The 18759-nt window shown below is 64.1% G+C and carries 18 protein-coding genes; 15 read left to right on the forward strand and 3 right to left on the reverse strand.

Going from position 1 to position 18759, the window contains the following annotated elements; translation table 11 throughout:
* Positions 1-96 precede the first annotated feature (96 nt).
* The 9 genes from rpoZ to recO all read left to right on the forward strand — a co-directional run bounded on the left by rpoZ (position 97) and on the right by recO (position 8312).
* Positions 97-489 carry a DNA-directed RNA polymerase subunit omega gene (gene rpoZ, locus M9H71_RS13405; protein ID WP_455405473.1) on the forward strand — a complete coding sequence of 131 codons (393 nt, stop codon included), beginning with the start codon at positions 97-99 and terminating at the stop codon, positions 487-489.
* Between the two features lie 267 nt (positions 490-756).
* On the forward strand, positions 757-3039 hold the full coding sequence (locus M9H71_RS13410) for a RelA/SpoT family protein (RefSeq protein WP_455405474.1): 2283 nt from the start codon (positions 757-759) through the stop codon (positions 3037-3039).
* 147 nt (positions 3040-3186) lie between these two features.
* Positions 3187-3951, forward strand: a complete 765-nt coding sequence (locus M9H71_RS13415; RefSeq protein WP_455405475.1) for a pyridoxine 5'-phosphate synthase — start codon at positions 3187-3189, stop codon at positions 3949-3951.
* Positions 3948-4388 (forward strand): holo-ACP synthase, encoded by a 441-nt coding sequence (gene acpS, locus M9H71_RS13420; RefSeq protein ID WP_455405476.1) that lies wholly within the window; start codon positions 3948-3950, stop codon positions 4386-4388. The genes M9H71_RS13415 and acpS overlap by 4 nt, the downstream gene beginning before the upstream one ends.
* 242 nt (positions 4389-4630) lie before the next feature.
* A complete protein-coding gene (gene lepB, locus M9H71_RS13425; protein WP_455405477.1) occupies positions 4631-5389 on the forward strand; it encodes a signal peptidase I in 759 nt (252 codons plus the stop codon).
* On the forward strand, positions 5386-6204 hold the full coding sequence (rnc, locus tag M9H71_RS13430; RefSeq protein WP_455405478.1) for a ribonuclease III: 819 nt from the start codon (positions 5386-5388) through the stop codon (positions 6202-6204). The genes lepB and rnc overlap by 4 nt, the downstream gene beginning before the upstream one ends.
* Complete coding sequence (gene era, locus M9H71_RS13435) at positions 6197-7120, forward strand: GTPase Era (protein ID WP_455405479.1); 924 nt, start codon at positions 6197-6199, stop codon at positions 7118-7120. Before rnc ends, era begins: the two co-directional genes overlap by 8 nt.
* A complete protein-coding gene (locus M9H71_RS13440) occupies positions 7117-7518 on the forward strand; it encodes a hypothetical protein (protein WP_455405480.1) in 402 nt (133 codons plus the stop codon). Before era ends, M9H71_RS13440 begins: the two co-directional genes overlap by 4 nt.
* Positions 7519-7562: 44 nt before the next feature.
* Entirely contained in the window at positions 7563-8312 is a 750-nt protein-coding gene (gene recO / locus M9H71_RS13445) for a DNA repair protein RecO (protein ID WP_455405481.1), read from the forward strand.
* Positions 8313-8346: 34 nt separating this feature from the next.
* On the opposite strand, the gene M9H71_RS13450 is transcribed toward recO, so the two are convergent.
* The gene (locus M9H71_RS13450; protein ID WP_455405482.1) at positions 8347-9216 is read right to left on the reverse strand and encodes an SDR family oxidoreductase; all 870 of its coding nucleotides are present in this window, start codon (positions 9214-9216) and stop codon (positions 8347-8349) included.
* Positions 9217-9407: 191 nt separating this feature from the next.
* Between M9H71_RS13450 and M9H71_RS13455 the strand changes: the two genes are divergently transcribed.
* The 3 genes from M9H71_RS13455 to M9H71_RS13465 all read left to right on the forward strand — a co-directional run bounded on the left by M9H71_RS13455 (position 9408) and on the right by M9H71_RS13465 (position 13601).
* Positions 9408-9812 (forward strand): winged helix-turn-helix transcriptional regulator, encoded by a 405-nt coding sequence (locus M9H71_RS13455; RefSeq protein ID WP_455405483.1) that lies wholly within the window; start codon positions 9408-9410, stop codon positions 9810-9812.
* Between the two features lie 9 nt (positions 9813-9821).
* On the forward strand, positions 9822-12083 hold the full coding sequence (parC, locus tag M9H71_RS13460; RefSeq protein WP_455405484.1) for a DNA topoisomerase IV subunit A: 2262 nt from the start codon (positions 9822-9824) through the stop codon (positions 12081-12083).
* Positions 12084-12170: 87 nt separating this feature from the next.
* Positions 12171-13601: a sodium:proton antiporter gene (locus M9H71_RS13465; protein WP_455405485.1), complete on the forward strand. Its 1431-nt coding sequence runs from the start codon at positions 12171-12173 to the stop codon at positions 13599-13601.
* Between the two features lie 11 nt (positions 13602-13612).
* Here M9H71_RS13465 and M9H71_RS13470 read toward each other — a convergent pair whose 3' ends face one another.
* Positions 13613-13810 (reverse strand): hypothetical protein, encoded by a 198-nt coding sequence (locus M9H71_RS13470; protein ID WP_455405550.1) that lies wholly within the window; start codon positions 13808-13810, stop codon positions 13613-13615.
* Positions 13811-14065: 255 nt separating this feature from the next.
* Between M9H71_RS13470 and M9H71_RS13475 the strand changes: the two genes are divergently transcribed.
* The gene (locus M9H71_RS13475; RefSeq protein ID WP_455405486.1) at positions 14066-15439 is read left to right on the forward strand and encodes an Nramp family divalent metal transporter; all 1374 of its coding nucleotides are present in this window, start codon (positions 14066-14068) and stop codon (positions 15437-15439) included.
* Positions 15440-15496: 57 nt separating this feature from the next.
* Here M9H71_RS13475 and M9H71_RS13480 read toward each other — a convergent pair whose 3' ends face one another.
* Positions 15497-16318, reverse strand: coding sequence for an AraC family transcriptional regulator (locus tag M9H71_RS13480; RefSeq protein WP_455405551.1), 822 nt, complete (start codon positions 16316-16318; stop codon positions 15497-15499).
* A 77-nt stretch (positions 16319-16395) separates the two neighbouring features.
* On the opposite strand from M9H71_RS13480, the gene M9H71_RS13485 reads away from it, so the two are divergent.
* Together M9H71_RS13485 and M9H71_RS13490 are read left to right on the forward strand one after the other, a co-directional pair.
* A complete protein-coding gene (locus tag M9H71_RS13485) occupies positions 16396-18513 on the forward strand; it encodes an FUSC family protein (protein WP_455405487.1) in 2118 nt (705 codons plus the stop codon).
* A complete protein-coding gene (locus M9H71_RS13490) occupies positions 18503-18718 on the forward strand; it encodes a DUF1656 domain-containing protein (RefSeq protein ID WP_455405488.1) in 216 nt (71 codons plus the stop codon). The genes M9H71_RS13485 and M9H71_RS13490 overlap by 11 nt, the downstream gene beginning before the upstream one ends.
* The last annotated feature ends 41 nt before the right edge of the window (positions 18719-18759 follow it).

Raw genomic sequence — 18759 nt, forward strand, 5'->3', positions numbered from 1 at the left:
TCGTCCAAATGACAAATTGCTGCTTGCGAAAGCTGGCTACGCCCTATAGGTAGCGGTCTAACCCCGATTTTGATCCTATTAACGGAGCGACTGGCCATGGCGCGCGTCACCGTGGAAGATTGCATCGACAAGGTCGACAACCGGTTCGACCTGGTTCTGTTGGCCGCCCATCGCGCCCGCATGATTTCGTCCGGCTCGCCGCTCACGATCGATCGCGACAACGACAAGAATCCGGTTGTTTCGCTTCGCGAAATTGCCGATGAGACGATCTCGCCGGAAGATCTCAAAGAAGAGCTGGTGCATTCGCTGCAGAAGTTCGTCGAGGTCGATGAGCCGGAGCAGGATACCGTTCCGCTGATCGGTTCCGCGGGTGCCAGCGTCGATGCCGACGATACCGAGGTCGCCATGGAACGGATGACCGAGGAAGAGCTGCTGAAGGGCCTGGAGGGCTTGGCGCCCCCCGAAGAGCAGCCCGAAGAAGACGAATAAGGGGTCTTTTGCCCCGACAAATTTCCGTGATACGAAGTCAAACGGCCCGGATCCTCTCCGGGCCGTTTTGTTATGGGACGATCTCTCGGACCGGCTGGCAGCGTTGTCATGCCGCATTGCTGCATTGACCTAAACTCTGCCGAAATCGCGGTTTTTTCTGGCTGTTCGGGTTCCTTTCGTGGCACAAGTCCTAAACCCGTCAGACAACGGCAAAGCGACGGCCGCGGTAAGCTCCAGTCTTGCCGCGGTGCAATAGAGGTTTGTGAAATGGCGTCAGGACGCCAGAGTTCGAAGCAGATGGAGCAGGCCGGCGGCGCGGCCGTTGTTGCCGAGCCGGCTGCCGCCGCCAAGCCCCGGTCGCGCGCCCGGATGATGCGGCAGTATGATCTGGTTGAGCGGGTCAGGTCTTACAACCCGAACACAGACGAAGATCTGCTCAATCGGGCCTATGTCTACGCCATGATGGCGCACGGCGAGCAGACGCGCGCCTCGGGCGATCCGTATTTCTCCCATCCCCTCGAGGTCGCGGCGATTCTGACCAACCTCAAGCTCGACGATGCCACCATCGTCGCGGCGCTGTTGCACGACACCATCGAGGATACCGAGGCGACCCGGACCGAGATCGACACCATGTTCGGTCCGGAGATCGGTGCGCTGGTCGAGGGCCTGACCAAGCTGAAGCGGCTCGAGCTGGTGTCGCGCGAGGCCAAGCAGGCGGAAAACCTGCGCAAGCTGCTGCTGGCGATCGCCGACGACGTCCGCGTGCTGCTGATCAAGCTGGCTGACCGATTGCACAACATGCGGACCCTGGAGTTCGTGCCGCCTGCGGCACGCCAGCGTATCGCCGAGGAGACGCTCGACATCTACGCGCCGCTCGCAGGCCGCATGGGCATGCAGGAGATGCGCGAGGAGCTCGAGGATCTGTCGTTCCGCAGCCTCGATCCGGAAGCCTTTACGGTCGTGATGCAGCGGCTGGATGCGCTCGCCGAGCGTAACCGGAATCTGATCGGCGAGATCGAAAGCCAGCTTTCTGCCAATCTCGCCCGCCACGGGATTACTGCGGAGGTCACCGGGCGGCGCAAGCGGCCGTTTTCGATCTGGACCAAGATGGAGCGGAAGTCGGTAGGCTTCGAACAGCTTTCCGACATCTACGGCTTTCGCGTCGTGCTGGATAACGTCGAAGCTTGCTATCGTGCGCTCGGCGTCGTGCACACGACCTGGCCGATGGTGCCGGGCCGGTTCAAGGACTACATCTCGACGCCGAAGCAGAACGATTATCGCTCGTTGCACACCACGGTGATCGGCCCCGGCCAGCAGCGCGTCGAGCTCCAGTTCCGCACCCGCGAGATGAATCAGATCGCCGAATACGGCATTGCCGCGCATGCGTTCTACAAGGACGGTGCCGGCTCGCCGACCGAGCTGCTGAACCGCGAGTCCAACGCGTTCGCCTGGCTCCGCCACACCATCGAGATGCTGTCGGAGAGTTCGAACCCCGAGGAGTTCCTCGAGCACACCAAGCTCGAACTGTTCCACGATCAGGTGTTCTGCTTCACCCCGAAGGGCAAGCTGATCGCGCTGCCGCGCAAAGCCAATGTGGTCGACTTCGCCTATGCGGTGCATACCGACGTCGGCAACAGCGCCGTGGGCTGCAAGATCAACGGCAAGTTCGCGCCGCTGTCGTCGGAATTGCAGAACGGCGACGAGGTCGAAGTGCTGACCTCGCCGGTGCAGTCGGCACCGCCGGCGGCGTGGGAATCGCTGGCGCGCACCGGCAAGGCGAGAGCCGCGATCCGCCGTGCGACCCGCGTGGCGATGCGCGATCAATACGCCGGCCTCGGCCGCCGCATCGTCGAGCGCCTGTTCGCCCGCGCCAAGATCGACTACGCCGACGACAAGCTAAAAGGCGCGCTGCCGCGGCTGGCTCGCGCTTCGGTCGAGGACGTCATGGCTTCGGTCGGCCGCGGCGAAATGAAAGCGTCCGATGTCGCCCGGGCGATGTATCCGGACTACAAGGAAGAGCGTATCGCCCGGTTCGGCGGCAAAAAAGATGCGCCCGATAAGGCCGTCGGCAAACCGATCGAAACGGGCAAGGTCAGCCCTGTGATTCCGATCGGCGGTCTGCATTCCGGCCTGCCGGTGAAGTTCGCGCCGAATGGCGGCGCGGTGCCGGGGGACCGCATCGTCGGTATCGTCACGCCGGGCGAGGGCATTACGATCTATCCGATCCAGTCGCCGGCCTTGACGGAGTTCGAGGAAGAGCCGGAGCGTTGGCTCGACGTGAAGTGGGACATCGATGACAGCACGCCGCAGCGCTTCCCGGCGCGGCTGTTCGTGCAGAACGTCAACGAGCCCGGCAGCCTCGCGCAGATCGCTGGTGTCATCGCCGAGCACGACGGCAACATCGACAACATCAACATGAGCCGGCGCTCGCCGGATTTCACCGAGCTCACCATCGATCTCGAGGTCTATGACCTGAAGCACCTCAGCGCCATCATCGCCCAGTTGCGCGCCAAGGACGTCGTCGCTCACGTCGAGCGGGTCAACGGCTGAGGCCAGAGGTCAGACGAGTCAGTTAGTATGTTTGTCATTGCGAACGAAGCGAACCAATCCAGCACAACGATCACTGAACTTGATGGTCGTCGCTTCGCTCCTTGCAATGACGAGTGATGTCCACACCAGGTCTTTCGGTTCACGGTAATGTCCAAAGCTCCTCCGCTGCGTCTCGGCGTCAACATCGATCACATCGCCACGCTGCGAAACGCGCGCGGCGGCCGCCATCCTGATCCGTTGCGCGCCGCGTTCGCGGCGATCGAGGCCGGCGCCGACGGCATCACTGCGCATTTGCGCGAGGATCGCCGCCACATCCGCGACGCCGACATGCAGCTGCTGAAGGCGGAGATCTCCAAGCCGCTCAACTTTGAAATGGCCGCGACCGACGAAATGGTTCGGATCGCGCTTGGTGTGAAGCCGCATGCGGTGTGTCTGGTGCCGGAGCGGCGCGAAGAGCTCACGACCGAGGGCGGTCTCGACGTGGTGGGGCAGCAGGCTTCGCTCGGCCCCGCAATCGCGCGTTTCAACGACGCCGGCATCCGCGCTTCGCTCTTCATCGCCGCTGATCCGGCGCAGATCGAAATGGCCGCGAAGTTGAAGGCTCCGGCGATCGAAATCCACACCGGCGCCTGGTGCGACGCGATCAATGACGGCGACACTGCAAAAGCGTCGGCCGAATGGCAGCGCGTCATCAAGGGCGCCGCGCTGGCGCGTTCGGCCGGGCTCGAGGTTCACGCCGGCCACGGCCTCGATTATGCCACCGCCGAAACCATTTCGGCGCTGCCGGAGATCGTCGAACTCAACATCGGCTTCTACATGATCGGCGAGGCGCTGTTCGTCGGCCTCGGCGAGACCGTGCGGGCGATGCGGGCCGCGATGGAGCGGGGCCGCGCCAAGGCGGCCGCCGCATGATTATCGGCATCGGCTCCGATCTGATCGACATCACCCGGATTGCCAAGGTGATGGAGCGCCACGGCGAGCGCTTCCTCGATCGGGTGTTCACCGAAGCCGAACGGGCGAAGGCCGAGCGGCGCGCCAAAAAGGCCGAACTGGTCGCCGCGACCTACGCCAAGCGCTTTGCCGCGAAAGAAGCGTGCTCCAAGGCGCTCGGCACCGGAATCCGGCAAGGGGTGTGGTGGCGCGACATGGGGGTGGTCAATCTGCCCGGCGGCCGGCCGACCATGATGCTGACCGGAGGCGCCAAGGCCCGGCTCGACGCGCTGACGCCTGAGGGGATGGTGGCGCGGATCGATCTGTCGATCACCGACGAATGGCCGCTCGCCCAGGCTTTCGTGGTGATCTCGGCGGTTCCGGCGGTCGTCGAAGGGCTTGGGGGGACGCCTTCCTGAGCCCGAAAAGCGGCTGATTCGTCATAGCATTAGCCCGCGAAGCCGCGACGTTTGATTGCACCGGTCGCGACAACAGTCTACAACCGCGCGGAATCCCCAGAGGGGTCGGATCTTCGGCGAACGAGCGCCGGTCGTGGCGGTGTCCGCCGCCGCGGCCCACGTCTCGCCCTCCGCCAGGGTACGCTCCACACCAGTCCAATCGTCCACCGCGCGGCTTCCCCGCGACGGGAATCGGGAAAGCGATGAGCGTGACATCCGGAACGAAATCTGAGAGCGGCGTCGGCGAAACCATCCGCGTCGTCATTCACGCCCTCATCATTGCGCTGGTAATCCGCACCTTCCTGTTCCAGCCTTTCAACATTCCCTCCGGATCGATGAAAGCGACTCTGCTGGTCGGCGATTATCTGTTCGTCTCGAAATACTCCTACGGCTACAGCCATTATTCGATCCCCCTGTCGCCGCCGCTGTTCTCCGGCCGAATTTTCGGCTCGCAGCCGAACCGTGGTGACGTGGTGGTGTTCCGGCTCCCGAAGGACGACACCACCGACTACATCAAGCGCGTCATCGGCCTGCCGGGCGATCGCATCCAGATGCGGGAAGGGCTCCTCTACATCAACGACAAGCCGGTCGACCGGGAGCGGCTGTCGGACTACGTCGGTGAAGATCCGTGCGGCTCGGAGGCGACCGCGCGCGTCAAGCGCTGGAAGGAAACGCTGCCGAACGGCGTGTCCTACGAGACGCTGGATTGCGTCGACAACGGCTTCTACGACAACACCAACGTCTACACCGTGCCGCCCGGCCACTTCTTCATGATGGGCGATAATCGCGACAACTCCACCGACAGCCGCGTGCTCTCGGCGGTCGGCTACGTTCCTTACGAGAACCTGATCGGCCGCGCGCAGATGATCTTTTTCTCGATCGGCGAAGGCGAACACGCTTGGCAGATCTGGCGCTGGCCGACTGCGGTTCGTTGGGGCCGCATCTTCACCATCGTGCGATGATCGATGACGTGACCAACGTCGACCCAGCGTCGACGGCCAGCGATCCTCAGCCGCAGCAAGCTCCAGCGGCGGAGACGTCCGCTGCGAAGAAGCGCCGCGCCAGCAAGGCCAAGTCCAAGGCGACGGCGGCGGCGATCGAGCAGCGGCTCGGCTACAGTTTCGCCGACCCGGCGCTGCTGACCACCGCGCTCACCCATGTGTCGGCGCTGAAATCCGCACGCCGCACCGACAGTTATCAGCGGCTCGAGTTTCTCGGCGACCATGTGCTTGGCCTGATCGTCTCGGACATGCTGTACCGCGCGTTTCCCGACGCGGACGAGGGCGAGTTGTCGAAGCGGCTGGCCGATCTGGTGCGTAAGGAATCCTGCGCCGACGTAGCACGCGGTCTCGACCTGATCGAAGGCATCAAGCTCGGCACCGTGGGGGCGGGCGTCGGCGCGAAACTGCGCCGGTCGGTGCTGGGCGACATCTGCGAGGCGGTGATCGGCGCGATCTATCTCGACGGCGGCTACGACGCGGCATCCGACTTCGTCCGGCGCAACTGGACCGAACGGATGCGCAAGCCCGCGCGATCGCTCCGCGACCCCAAAACCGTGTTGCAGGAGTGGGCGCAGGCTCGCGGTCTGCCGACACCGGTGTATCGCGAGGTCGAGCGCACCGGGCCGCATCACGATCCTCAATTCCGCGTCGCCGTCGTGCTTCCGGGTCTGGAGCCGGCAGAGGGCGTCGGCGGCAGCAAGCGCGCGGCCGAAAAGGTCGCGGCGTCGGCGATGCTGACCCGCGAAGGTGTCGGCACAGGCAGCAATGATGGTTGAACATGAAGAAGCGGCGCCTGCCGCGACCCGCTGCGGTTTCGTTGCGCTGATCGGCGCGCCGAACGTCGGCAAATCCACGCTGGTCAACGCGCTGGTCGGTTCGAAAGTGACGATCGTGTCGCGCAAGGTGCAGACCACGCGCGCGCTGATCCGCGGCATCGTGATCGAAGACTCCGCGCAGATTATCCTGGTCGATACGCCCGGCATCTTCGCACCGAAGCGGCGGCTCGACCGCGCGATGGTCAAGACCGCATGGAGCGGCGCGCACGATGCCGACATCGTCTGCGTGCTGCTCGACGCGAGGGCCGGCATCAACGAGCAGGCCGAGGACATCCTGGCCAATCTTGCCAATGTCGATCGGCCGAAACTGTTGGTGCTCAACAAGATCGATTTGATCGTCCGCGAGAAGCTTCTGGCGCTCGCGCAGGCTGCCAATCAGCGGCTGGCGTTCGACCAGACCTTCATGGTCTCGGCGCTGACCGGGGACGGCGTCGACGATCTGCGCAAGGCACTTGCCGCGCAAGTGCCGCCGGGCCCGTTTCACTATCCCGAAGACCAGATGTCTGATGCGCCGCTGCGCCACCTCGCGGCCGAGATCACCCGCGAGAAGATCTTCCGGAAACTGCATCAGGAACTGCCGTATCAGTCCACGGTGGAGACCGACACCTGGACCGAGCGCAAGGACGGCTCGGTGAAGATCGAGCAGACGATCTTCGTCGAGCGCGAGAGCCAGCGCAAAATCGTGCTCGGCAAAGGCGGCGCGACGATCAAGGCGATCGGCGCCGAGGCGCGCAAGGAGATCGGCGAGATCCTGGAGCAGCCGGTCCACCTGTTCCTGTTCGTCAAGGTGCGCGAAGACTGGGGCAACGATCCGGATCGTTACCGCGAAATGGGCCTGGAGTTTCCCAAGGAATGACCACCAGCCCGACCACCAGCCTGCCGCGAAACGTCTATTGGTTCGAGGTGCTGCTGCTGACCTCGCTGATGCTCGATTGCATCTCCGTGGCGTTTCAGGACCGCACCGTGATCGAGCCGAGCATGGCGGCCGGCGTCGTCGCCGCCGCCAACACCATGGCGGCCGGCTTGATTGTGCTGCTGACCTACCTGGTCTGGCTTGCAGCCCATGCCCGCAAGAACTGGGCGCGGGCGGTGCTGACCGCCTCGCTGGTGTTCTCGGTGGTGTCGCTGGCACAGATCATCGGCGACAGCGGCATCGAAGCCGGACTGTGGATCGATATCGCGTCCTGCATCCTGACCGCGGTCGGGCTGTATCTATCCTACACCGGCGACGCCCGCGGCTGGTTCAACGCCTGAACTCCGGGTGGGTGCGACTGCCGAAGATCCGATAGGCTCGTCCGATGGAATGGAGCGACGAGGGCATCATTCTCGGAGTGCGAAGGCACGGCGAGGCCGGCGCCATCGTCGAATTGCTGACTCGCGGCCATGGTCGACATCTCGGCATGGTCCGCGGCGCGGCCTCGGCGCGGATGCGGCCGCTGCTGCAGCCCGGCAACAGCGTATTGGCGTCGTGGCGGGCGCGGCTCGACGAGCATCTCGGCTACTATCAGTTGGAAGCCACCAAGATGCGCGCCGCGACGCTGCTGGCGTCGTCGTATGCGGTGTACGGCGTCACCCATCTGGCGTCGCTGGCCCGGCTGCTGCCGGAGCGCGATCCGCACGAGGAGATCTACCAGCGGCTGATACTGACCCTGGACGATTTCGACGATCTCGGGATTGCGGCGGCGCATCTGATCCGGTTCGAGCTCGCCATTTTGGCCGAGCTCGGATTTGGGCTCGATCTGTCCGCCTGCGCCGCGACAGGCGCCACCACCGAGCTGATTTACGTCTCGCCAAAGTCGGGCAGCGCGGTCTCACGCAGCGCCGGCGAGCCGTGGCGCGACCGGCTGTTGCGACTGCCGCCGTTCCTGCGCGACGACGAGGCCGAGAGCGGCAATGGCTGGTCCGGGCAAGATCTGTTCGACGGCTTCGAGCTGACTGGCCGCTTCCTGCTACGTAACGTGCTGGAGCCGCGCGGGCAGGGGCATTCCGATGCCCGCGCGGGGTTCATCAATGCGGTGACGCGCGCGCTGCGGCCGGCTGAGACGTAGCCGGCCATCGGCGGGCGCGTTCCTCGACCGCCAATCAGGCTTTCAGTGCCGCCGCGATAGTCGTTGCGATCGGCGTGGTCGGGCGGCCGATCAGCTGGCTCAAGGCGTGGCTGTCGTCGAACAGCGCGCCTTTGGCGGCGCCGGCGTCGGAGTCCGCCAACAGCGCGGCGAACGGTTCGGGCAGGCCGGCTGCGATCAGCGCAGCCTGGTACTCCGCCTGCGGCAAGTCGCGATATGCGACCGCCTTGCCGGACTGCCGAGACAGCTCGGCGGCGAACTCTGCCAGCGAGTATGATTCATCACCGGCGAGTTCGTAGATGCGGCCGGCTTGCGGCTCTTCCGCCGTGAGCATACGGACTGCGGCGTCGGCGTAATCGGCCCGCGCAGCGGAGGCGATCCGCCCGTCGCCGGCGCTGCCGAGCAAGGCGCCGTGCGCCAGTGCGGCCGGAATCGAAGCCGTGTAGTTCTCGCTGTACCATCCGTTGCGCAACACGACGTGCGGTACGCCCAGCTCCCGCAGCGCGATTTCGGTCTGAAGGTGTTCCTTGGCGAGGCCGAGCGGCGAGCGGTCGGCGTGGAGCAGGCTGGTATAAGCGAGCAGCGACACCCCGGCGGCCCGCGCCGCTTCAATCGCGTTGCGGTGCTGTGTGGCGCGTTGGCCGATTTCGCTCGACGAGATCAGCAGCGCTCGGTCGACTCCGGCGAAGGCAGCAGCCAGGGTCTCGGGCCGGCCGTAGTCGCCGATGTGAACATGGAGACCGCGGGCGGCGAACTCGGCCGCCGCCTTATCGCTGCGGACCAGCACCCCAATCTGGGCGGGTGACACCGACTTGAGGAGACCGTCGAGCACGAGGCGGCCGAGCTGGCCGCTGGCACCGGTGACGAGAAAACGTGAAGAGGACATCGGAGAGTTCCCAGGTTGGTTATGATTTGAGAGTAGGTCTATAATGGAGACCTTATCGACGGCCCGTAAGGAGGCAGTTTTTTGTGACAAGGTCACCTGGAGAGAACCTGTCGGTCGCAACGTATCGCGCGACCCTGACCGACCGCTACGCTGCCTGGCGGGAACAGGGGTTCGATGCCTCGAGCTGCCCGGTGCGCAACGTGCTCGACCATCTGGGAAGCAAATGGAGCACGCTGCTGCTGATTGCGCTGGCCGAAAAGCCAATGCGATTCAACGCGCTGTTGCGGGATGTTCCAGACATTTCGAAGCGGATGCTGACCCAGACGCTGCGCGACTTGGAGCGCGACGGGCTGGTCGCGCGCCAGGTATTTCCGACCAAGCCGCCCAGCGTCGAATACCGCCTGTCCGCCACCGGCGAGTCCGTGCTCGGACCGCTCACGGCGATGGTCGGCTGGGCCGAGCAGCACTTTCCCGAGATTGTGCGGGCTCGGCTCCGGTTCGACACGGCAGTAGAAGGCGGCTCGGCGCCGGTTCCAGGCGAAACCGCAAGGGTAGAACGCCCGCCGGCGCTTGCTCCGCTCCCGGTCCGGGGATAACCCCACGCCATGGGAAAACGATTGATTCCGCCAGAGCCGGCCGAGATTCACGAGGTCCAGCTTCGCGAGGCGCTGGAAGAGCGCTATCTCGCTTACGCGCTGTCGACCATCATGCATCGCGCGCTGCCGGACGCACGCGACGGCCTGAAGCCTGTGCATCGCCGCATCCTTTACGGTATGCGGCTGCTGCGGCTCGACCCCGGCACGCCGTTCAAGAAGTCCGCCAAGATTGTCGGCGACGTGATGGGTTCTTTCCATCCGCACGGCGACCAGTCGATCTACGACGCGCTGGTGCGCCTCGCGCAGGGCTTCTCGTCGCGCTATCCGCTGGTCGACGGCCAGGGCAATTTCGGCAACATCGACGGCGATAATCCAGCGGCCTATCGCTACACCGAAGCGCGCATGACCGACGTCGCGCGGCTGCTGCTCGATGGCATCGACGAGGACGGCGTCGCGTTCCGGCCGAACTACGACGGCCAGGCCAAGGAGCCCGTGGTACTGCCCGGCGGCTTCCCGAACCTGCTCGCCAACGGCGCCCAGGGCATCGCCGTGGGCATGGCGACCGCGATCCCGCCGCACAACGCCGCCGAACTGTGCGACGCCGCACTGCATCTGATCGAGAAGCCCGACGCCAAGTCGAAAGCGCTGCTGCGCTTCGTCAAGGGGCCGGACTTTCCGACCGGCGGCATCATCATCGACTCCAAGGAGAGCATCGCCGAGGCCTACACCACGGGCCGCGGCGCGTTCCGCACCCGCGCCAAGTGGGCCCAGGAAGAGGGCGCCCGCGGCACCTGGAGCGTGGTCGTCACCGAGATTCCGTGGCTGGTGCAGAAGTCGCGGCTGATCGAGAAGATCGCCGAGCTTCTGAACGAGAAGAAGCTGCCGCTGGTCGGCGATATTCGCGACGAGTCGGCCGAGGACGTCCGCATCGTCATCGAGCCGAAGTCGCGCAGCGTCGATCCTACATTGATGATGGAGTCGCTGTTCCGGCTGACCGAGCTGGAGAGCCGGATCCCGCTCAATCTCAACGTGCTGGTGAAGGGCAGGATTCCCAAGGTGCTCGGCCTCGCCGAGTGCTTGCGCGAATGGCTCGATCATCTGCGCGACGTGCTGCTGCGGCGCTCGAATTATCGCAAGACGCAGATCGAGCACCGGCTCGAAGTGCTCGGCGGCTATCTGATCGCGTACCTGAACATCGACGAGGTGATCAGGATCATCCGCACCGAGGACGAGCCCAAGCCGGTGCTGATGAAGACCTTCAATCTCACCGAGATTCAGGCCGAGGCCATCCTGAACATGCGGCTGCGCTCTTTGCGCAAGCTTGAGGAATTCGAGATCCGCACCGAGGACAAGAACCTGCGCGCCGAGCTGAAGGGCATCAACGCGGTTCTGAAGTCCGAGACCGAGCAATGGGCCAAGGTCGGCGAGCAGGTCCGCAAGGTCCGCGAAATGTTCGGGCCGAAGACGCCGCTCGGCAAGCGCCGCACCACGTTCGCCGATGCGCCCGAGCATGATCTCGCGGCGATCGAAGAGGCTTTCGTCGAGCGCGAGCCGGTCACGGTGGTGATCTCCGACAAGGGTTGGGTGCGCACGCTGAAGGGCCACGTCGAGGATCTGTCTGGGCTGAACTTCAAGCAGGACGACAAGCTCGGCCAGTCGTTCTTCGCCGAGACCACCTCGAAGCTGCTGCTGCTCGCCACCAATGGCAGGTTCTACGCGCTCGACGTCGCCAAACTGCCCGGCGGCCGCGGCCACGGCGAACCGATCCGCATGTTCATCGACATGGAGCAGGACGCCGCGATCGTCACCGTGTTCGTGCACACCGGCGGCCGCAAATTCCTGATCGCCAGCCACGACGGTCAGGGCTTCGTGGTCAACGAGGACGAGTGCGTCGGCTCGACCCGCAAGGGCAAGCAGATCCTCAACATCGATATCCCCAACGAAGCGCGGGCGCTCACGGTCGTCAGCGAGGGCGACGACAGCGTGGCGGTGATCGGCGACAACCGCAAGATGGTGATCTTCCCGCTCGATCAGGTGCCGGAGATGACCCGTGGTCGCGGCGTGCGGTTGCAGAAGTACAAGGATGGCGGCCTGTCCGACATCGCCACCTTCTCGTCGAAGCAGGGGCTCGGCTGGCGCGATTCCGCCGGCCGCGAGTTCAGTGCGACGATGAAGGAGCTCGCCGAATGGCGGGGCAATCGCGCCGATGCCGGCCGGCTGCCGCCCAAGGGTTTCCCGAAGTCGAACAAGTTCGGACGCGGCATCGCATGAGGCCGCGCCTGCCTGCGCGTTATGTCGCAGGCAGGCCGTTCCATTTAGCTTTGCGTCTCGCTCTGCAATCGCCTTGAAGTGGATGCGATGATCGTACGCTGCTCCCGCCGATTTCGCCTGTTGCTCCCGCTGTTGCTCATCGTGATGCTGCCCGGCCCAGCGCAGGCGGCGGAGCTCGATGGTGCGGCGCTCAGTTGGGTGTGGGGCGTGCCGTTCACCGGCATTCTGCTTTCGATCGCCCTCGGGCCGCTCCTGTTTCCAAAAGTCTGGCACGCTCACTACGGCAAGATCGCCGCATTATGGGCCGTGCTGGCGTTGGCGCCGATCGCCATCGTGTACGGCTGGGAGGCGGCGCTCGCGTCGCTGATCCACGCGCTGCTCGCCGAGTATCTCAGCTTCATCGTGTTGCTGTTCGCATTGTTCACGGTGTCGGGCGGCATCCTGGTCACCGGCACGATCCGAGCGACGCCATTGATCAACACCGGCATGCTCGCGGTCGGCACCGCCTGCGCCAGCCTGATCGGCACCACCGGCGCCGCGATGATCCTGATCCGGCCACTGATCCGGGCCAATGCCGGCCGGCAGCACAACGTTCACGTCGTGGTGTTTTTCATCATCCTCGTCGCCAATATCGGCGGTGCGCTGTCGCCCCTCGGCGATCCGCCGCTGTTCGTCGGCTTCCTGCGCGGCATCGACTTCTTCTGGCCGGTGCAGCATCTGTGGCAGCAGACCCTGATCGTCGCCGGCGTGCTGCTGGTGATGTTCTACCTGTTCGATCTCTGGTACGCGCGCCACGATGCGCCGGCGAAGACCTCCGAGACCCCGATCGGATTCCGCGGCGGCATCAATTTCCTGCTGATCGCCGGCATCATCGCCACCATTCTGGCGTGCGCGCAGTGGCGGCCGGGCGTCGAGTTCGACGTCTACGGCACCAAGGTCGCGCTGCAGAATCTGGTGCGGGATGGGATGCTGGTGGTGCTGGCGCTGCTGTCGTTGTGGTGGACCGCAGACGAGCACCGTGCCGCCAACGGCTTCACCTGGGAGCCGATCCGCGAGGTTGCGAAGCTGTTCGCCGGGATCTTCGTCGCGATCATTCCGGTGCTGGCGATGCTGCATGCCGGCAAGAGCGGCCTGTTCGCGCCGCTGCTGGAAGCGGTGACAGCGAGCAACGGCACGCCGCGCGAGGTGCCGTACTTCTGGTTCACTGGGCTGTTGTCAGCGGTGCTCGACAATGCACCGACGTACTTGGTGTTCTTCGAGCTGGCCGGCGGCCGGCCCGCCGAGCTGATGGGTCCGCTCGCCGGGACGCTCGCGGCGATTTCGATGGGCTCAGTCTACATGGGCGCGCTGACCTATGTCGGCAACGCACCGAACTTCATGGTCTATGCGATTGCCACCGAGCGCGGCATCAAGATGCCGGGGTTCTTCGGCTACGCGCTGCGGGCCGGCCTGGTGCTGATCCCGCTGTTCCTGCTGCTGACGTTCCTGCCGATCGTGCCGAACCTTCAGCTTCACTGACGCAGGACAGGCTATTTGCTTTGCGGTGCAGTGGCTGCCGGGGTAGGGGCCATCCCCGGTATGTGCTTCGGCTTGAAGGTGCCGACGTAGAACGACACGCCTCCGACCAGCACGACACAGATCAGGTACACGACATAAGCCTGCGGCGGGGTGGTCGCCCACCGCAGCAGGCCGTCGAATGACATTCGTTCTGGCGCTTGGTTTGGCATGGCGGCGTTTTGCGCCATTTGCCGGCGAACGCAAGTGGGAAATGGTGCCGCGCAGGGGCTGGACTGCAACACGGCGTACCAAACGAAGCGCGATCAATGACCACTGGCGTCTTTTGTGGCAGTCTCCATCAGCGCCCGCGACTCGGCTGGCTGGAGGCTCCTTGACCGCAAAAATCGTTATCGATCAGTGCTTGGCTACCTTCTTGCTATTGCAAATGACTTGCAAGAAGCGTCGCGGGCCTGCAATGTGATGCGATGGATGCAAAAACGCCGCAGATGACTTCAGATCCAGCGCCGACACCGGAGCAAACCACGGGGTGGCGTCTGTCGCCGGGCGAGCCGTCGCTTGCCGGCATGTTCGGCTCTGTCCCGGTCCGGGCCAAGGGGCCGTTTTGGCGCAAGCTGATCGCGTTTCTGGGGCCGGGCTATCTGGTCGCTGTCGGCTACATGGACCCCGGCAACTGGGCCACCTCGCTCGCCGGCGGCTCGAAATACGGCTACGCGCTGCTGACGGTCGCGCTGGTCTCCAACATCATGGCTGTGGTGCTGCAATCGCTGTGCACGCGGCTCGGGGTCGGTGCGGGCAGAGATCTCGCCCAGGCCTGCCGCGACGCCTATCCGCGCTGGGTATCGTGGCCGCTGTGGCTTTCGGCCGAGATCGCCATCACCGCGACCGACCTCGCAGAGGTCATCGGCACCGCGATCGGGCTCAACCTGCTGTTCGGGATTCCGCTGGAGATCGGCGTGCTGATCACCGCGGCGGACGTGTTCCTGGTGCTGGCGCTGCAGGCGTTCGGCTTCCGTTGGATCGAAGCCTTCGTGGTGGCGCTGCTCGGCGTGATCGCGGCGTGCTTCGCGATCCAGATCGCGATGGCCGACCCGGATTGGGGGGCGGTCATCCGTGGCTTCGCGCCGACCACGCGCGTGCTGACCGAGCCCGGCATGCTGTATCTGGCGCTCGGTATCCTCGGCGCCACGGTGATGCCGCACAATCTCTATCTGCACTCCGGCCTGGTGCAGACGCGCGGCTTCGGCCATAGCCCAGCCGAGAAGCACGAGGCGATCAAGCTCGCCACCTTCGACTCGACGATTGCGCTGACCTTCGCGCTGACCATCAACGCCTCGATCCTGATCCTGGCGGCGGCGACCTTCCACCATGCCGGCCAGACGGATGTCGCCGAGCTCGACCAGGCACACGCCTTCCTCGCCCCGCTGCTCGGCTCGACGTTGGCGCCGACGCTGTTCGGCATCGCGCTGCTCGCGTGCGGCCTGAACTCGACGATCACCGCGACGCTCGCCGGCCAGATCGTGATGGAAGGCTTCATCCAGATCAGAATCAAGCCGTGGCTGCGGCGAATGGTGACGCGGCTGATCGCGATCGTTCCGGCGGTCGTCGTCACGATCATCGCCGGCGAGAAGGGGACCGGGCAGCTTCTGATTCTCAGTCAGGTGGTGCTCAGCCTGCAGCTACCCTTTGCCGTCGTGCCACTGGTGATGTTCACCGCAAGCCGGGCCAAGATGGGCGAGTTCGTCGCGCCGCGCTGGCTCACCGCGAGCGCCTCGGTGATCGCGGCGATCATCATCGTGCTGAATATCAAGCTGGTGTTCGACTACGCGACAGGCGGGTAGTGCAAAGACACAGAATCCCAGCGCCGGGGTCTGCTGGTCGACGAGGACTGGCGCCGGTCAAATGCGGCTCTGCTCGTTCGACCCCGCTTTTGTGAAGGCTTGGCGCTGCGCGAAGTACTGAGCGGGAGTGCTTCCCAGCGCCTTCTTGAACATTGTGATGAAAGCGTTGACGGACTCGTAGCCAAGTCCGGCCGCAACATTCTGCACCGCTTCGCCGCTCGCAAGTTCCCGAAGGGCGACGACGAGGTGAAGTTGCTGTCGCCAACGCCCGAACGTCAGTCCTGTCTCGCGGATCAGCAGCCGCGCCAGCGATCTTTCGCTCATGGCGACCCGCTTTGCCCAATCGCTCAAGGTCCTGCGGTCGGACGGCTCGGCTGTCAGAGCGTCGGCGATGGCTCGGATCTTGGGATGGTTTGAAATTGGCAGGTTGAACCGCTCTCGCGGCATCTCCGCGAGTTCGTCCAGCAGCACGCGCGCCATTCGCGCCGCATGGCTGTCTCCGTGATAGTCCGCGCGCTCATCTGCCAGACGCTCGACCATTTCTCGTATCAGCGGAGAAATCGAAAGCGTGCAACTTGAGTCGGGCAGGTTCGCCGCTTCCGGCTCGACGAACAGGTAGTTGAGCTGGGCATTGGCAGTTGCGCGCGCGCTGTGAGGCACGCCGCCAGGAATCCATACTCCGCAATTGGGCGGCACAATCCAGATTTCGTTGCCAGCCGTGCAGGTGACGGCTCCGTGCAGGGTGAGGATCAGCTGCCCTTTCCGATGCACATGCAACGGCACTTCCGACTCATGGTCCGAGAAGTGGAGCCTGTGGGCGACTGCGGGGAGACGCGTCAGGTCCGGGTCGAAAACCGAAACGACAGATTCCATGGGCATGCGAATGGCCGTTTTGAGGGATTTCATGTCGTAATACCGAATTTATTCGCTTATGCAAATCGGTCACAACTGGCGTTATGAGCAACATCCAGTTGGGACGCACCCGTTTGACCGAGACCTACCCAGCAGTGCGTCAGACGCTAACGAACTTCCTCCGCAGGCCGGCCACCAAGGAAGATGCCGACGCGATCCTGTTTTCTGCCAAGAGCTTCGCCGCAGCGATGCTGGCCTATTATGTTTCTTTGCGGATTGGGTTGCCCAAGCCGTTTTGGGCCATCGTGACGGTCTACATCGTCTCCCAGACATCTGCGGGAGCCTCACTTAGCCGCGGCGTGTATCGCTTCGCTGGCACGTTCGTCGGGGCAATTGCGACCGTCGCAATCGTTCCGAATTTCGTGAACGATCCGGTCGTGTGCTGCCTGATCCTTGCCGGCTGGATCGGCCGTTGCCTGTTTCTCTCGCTGCTTGATCGCACGCCGCGATCTTATGCGTTTGTACTTGCAGGCTACACGACGAGCCTGATCGGCTTTCCGAGCGTGCTTGAACCTAGCGCAGTCTTCGACATCGCATCCTTGCGCGTCCAGGAGATCTGCATCGGCATTCTCTGCGCAGTTCTGATCCATCGATATATTTGGCCGAAGCCGATGACTGGGCAGTTCACTGGCAAGCTGTCGGCCATGCTGCAGGACGCTCGCCGGCTTGCGGGTGCCGCGCTGACAGGATCGTCGAAACAGAACCGCCAACGGCGCGAACAGCTTGCTGCAGACCTTCTGATGCTTCAGGGGCTGGCGACACATCTTCCATACGATTCAGCATCGGCCAGACCCCGCCGCGAGACACTGCTGCTCATCCATGACCGTCTGGCTCGGCTTCTCCCGCTCACGGCCGACATCGAGGAGCGAGTACGTTCTCTCGACATCGCGCGCGCAGCGAAGCTTGATGAACTCACCACACTGGCCTCTGATGTGGAGGGCTGGATCGCAGTCGATGAGCCGGCTGGTCGCCATGCGGAGGCTGCCCGACTGATCGGGCGTGCACGGTCGATTCAGAAGAGTTTAGGCACCGACGCAACGATGCCTGCCGACAGGGTGGGTGACAACCTTGCCGGCCATCTGGCGGAAATGATTGGCTTGCTGCACGACTGCGGCAGGCTCGGTCGGAACATGACCAACCGGGTACGAAAAGCAGCGGCGCTTCACGGCCCCGAGCTAGCAAAGGGGTACGTCTATCACCGTGATCCATGGATGGCGGCGCGCGCAGCGCTCGGCGCGATGGTCGGCATCCTCGGCGGCTGCGCGTTCTGGATATGGTCGGCGTGGCCGGACGGCGGAACGGCGGTTTCGATTCTCGGCGTATGCTGCACCTTGTTCGGAAACGTCGACACGCCTGTGCCGTTTGTCGTCAAATATATCGTTGGCTCGGTATTCGGTGTGCTGATCAGCCTCGTCTACAGCTTCGTCGTCCTTCCTCATGTGACGAACTTCGCGGTGCTTGTCGCGGTCCTTGCTCCGGCGTTCCTGTTCGCTGGCTCGCTCCAAGCGCGTGTGCCGACCGCCTTCATGGCGATGGGCATTACTCTGACCATTCCGATCCTTTCAGGGTTGGGCACCAGCTACACCGGTGATTTCGCTGCCTCCCTCAATATGACGATCGCGCTTTTCGTTGCGGTCGGATTTGGAGCGGTCAGCATGTCGATCTTCCAAACCGTACCGGTCGACGTTGCGATCAAACGATTGCTTCACCTCAGCCGGCGCGATGTCGGCCGCCGCGCGCTGGGCGGCGCACCGAACGAGGCGCGTTGGACAAGTCTGATGATCGACCGGACGGCGCTGCTGCTGCCGAGGCTGCGAGCGGCCGGGAAAGCCCATCCAGACGTCCTTGACGATACGCTCCGCCTGCTTCGTATCGGCCACGTCGCCGGTCAGCTTCGCAAGATGATCCCGCTGGTCAAAGGCGAGGCCCGCGCTGCAATAGAAGGTATTCTGACCGAGATTGCCGCGCACTTTCGTGGCAGGAGACCGACAACGCCAGCCGTCCTCATCGATTTCGATCAGCGCATTGAGCGGCTGACGGCGAAGATGGAGCACTGCTCACAGAAAAGTCGGTTGCGGGTAGTCGATCTGCTGATCGACCTGCGTTTCGCCCTCGGCGCGAGTGGAGCAGCAGAGAAGGGAGCTCTACCTCATGATCGCTGATCTGAATATCGGAGGCGTCTTAATCCCCGGCCTCGTGGTGATTGCGTTCGTCGCATTGATCGTCACGATCGCGACGATGCGCGTTTGCACCGAGATCGGAATCTCTCGCCTGTTCGCCTATCGGCCGCTCGCCGAAGTTGCCATCTTTGTCATCGTTTGCGGTCTGCTCATGCAGCACCTGCCACTGATCGGACTGCCGTTGTGAAACCGCTTGTATCGTTGCTCGGGCACTATTCTCTGACACTC

The organism is Rhodopseudomonas parapalustris (assembly GCF_053772255.1).

Bases quoted from the DNA above. Each gene is read 5' to 3' on its own strand.
- M9H71_RS13440 (WP_455405480.1), top strand. From the start codon at position 7,117: ATGACCACCAGCCCGACCACCAGCCTGCCGCGAAACGTCTATTGGTTC.
- M9H71_RS13450 (WP_455405482.1), bottom strand. From the start codon at position 9,216: ATGTCCTCTTCACGTTTTCTCGTCACCGGTGCCAGCGGCCAGCTCGGC.
- parC (WP_455405484.1), top strand. From the start codon at position 9,822: ATGGGAAAACGATTGATTCCGCCAGAGCCGGCCGAGATTCACGAGGTC.
- recO (WP_455405481.1), top strand. From the start codon at position 7,563: ATGGAATGGAGCGACGAGGGCATCATTCTCGGAGTGCGAAGGCACGGC.
- M9H71_RS13475 (WP_455405486.1), top strand. From the start codon at position 14,066: ATGGATGCAAAAACGCCGCAGATGACTTCAGATCCAGCGCCGACACCG.
- rpoZ (WP_455405473.1), top strand. From the start codon at position 97: ATGGCGCGCGTCACCGTGGAAGATTGCATCGACAAGGTCGACAACCGG.
- M9H71_RS13470 (WP_455405550.1), bottom strand. From the start codon at position 13,810: ATGCCAAACCAAGCGCCAGAACGAATGTCATTCGACGGCCTGCTGCGG.
- M9H71_RS13410 (WP_455405474.1), top strand. From the start codon at position 757: ATGGCGTCAGGACGCCAGAGTTCGAAGCAGATGGAGCAGGCCGGCGGC.
- rnc (WP_455405478.1), top strand. From the start codon at position 5,386: ATGATCGATGACGTGACCAACGTCGACCCAGCGTCGACGGCCAGCGAT.
- M9H71_RS13415 (WP_455405475.1), top strand. From the start codon at position 3,187: ATGTCCAAAGCTCCTCCGCTGCGTCTCGGCGTCAACATCGATCACATC.
- era (WP_455405479.1), top strand. From the start codon at position 6,197: ATGGTTGAACATGAAGAAGCGGCGCCTGCCGCGACCCGCTGCGGTTTC.
- M9H71_RS13465 (WP_455405485.1), top strand. From the start codon at position 12,171: ATGATCGTACGCTGCTCCCGCCGATTTCGCCTGTTGCTCCCGCTGTTG.
- M9H71_RS13485 (WP_455405487.1), top strand. From the start codon at position 16,396: ATGAGCAACATCCAGTTGGGACGCACCCGTTTGACCGAGACCTACCCA.
- M9H71_RS13490 (WP_455405488.1), top strand. From the start codon at position 18,503: ATGATCGCTGATCTGAATATCGGAGGCGTCTTAATCCCCGGCCTCGTG.
- M9H71_RS13480 (WP_455405551.1), bottom strand. From the start codon at position 16,318: ATGCCCATGGAATCTGTCGTTTCGGTTTTCGACCCGGACCTGACGCGT.
- acpS (WP_455405476.1), top strand. From the start codon at position 3,948: ATGATTATCGGCATCGGCTCCGATCTGATCGACATCACCCGGATTGCC.
- lepB (WP_455405477.1), top strand. From the start codon at position 4,631: ATGAGCGTGACATCCGGAACGAAATCTGAGAGCGGCGTCGGCGAAACC.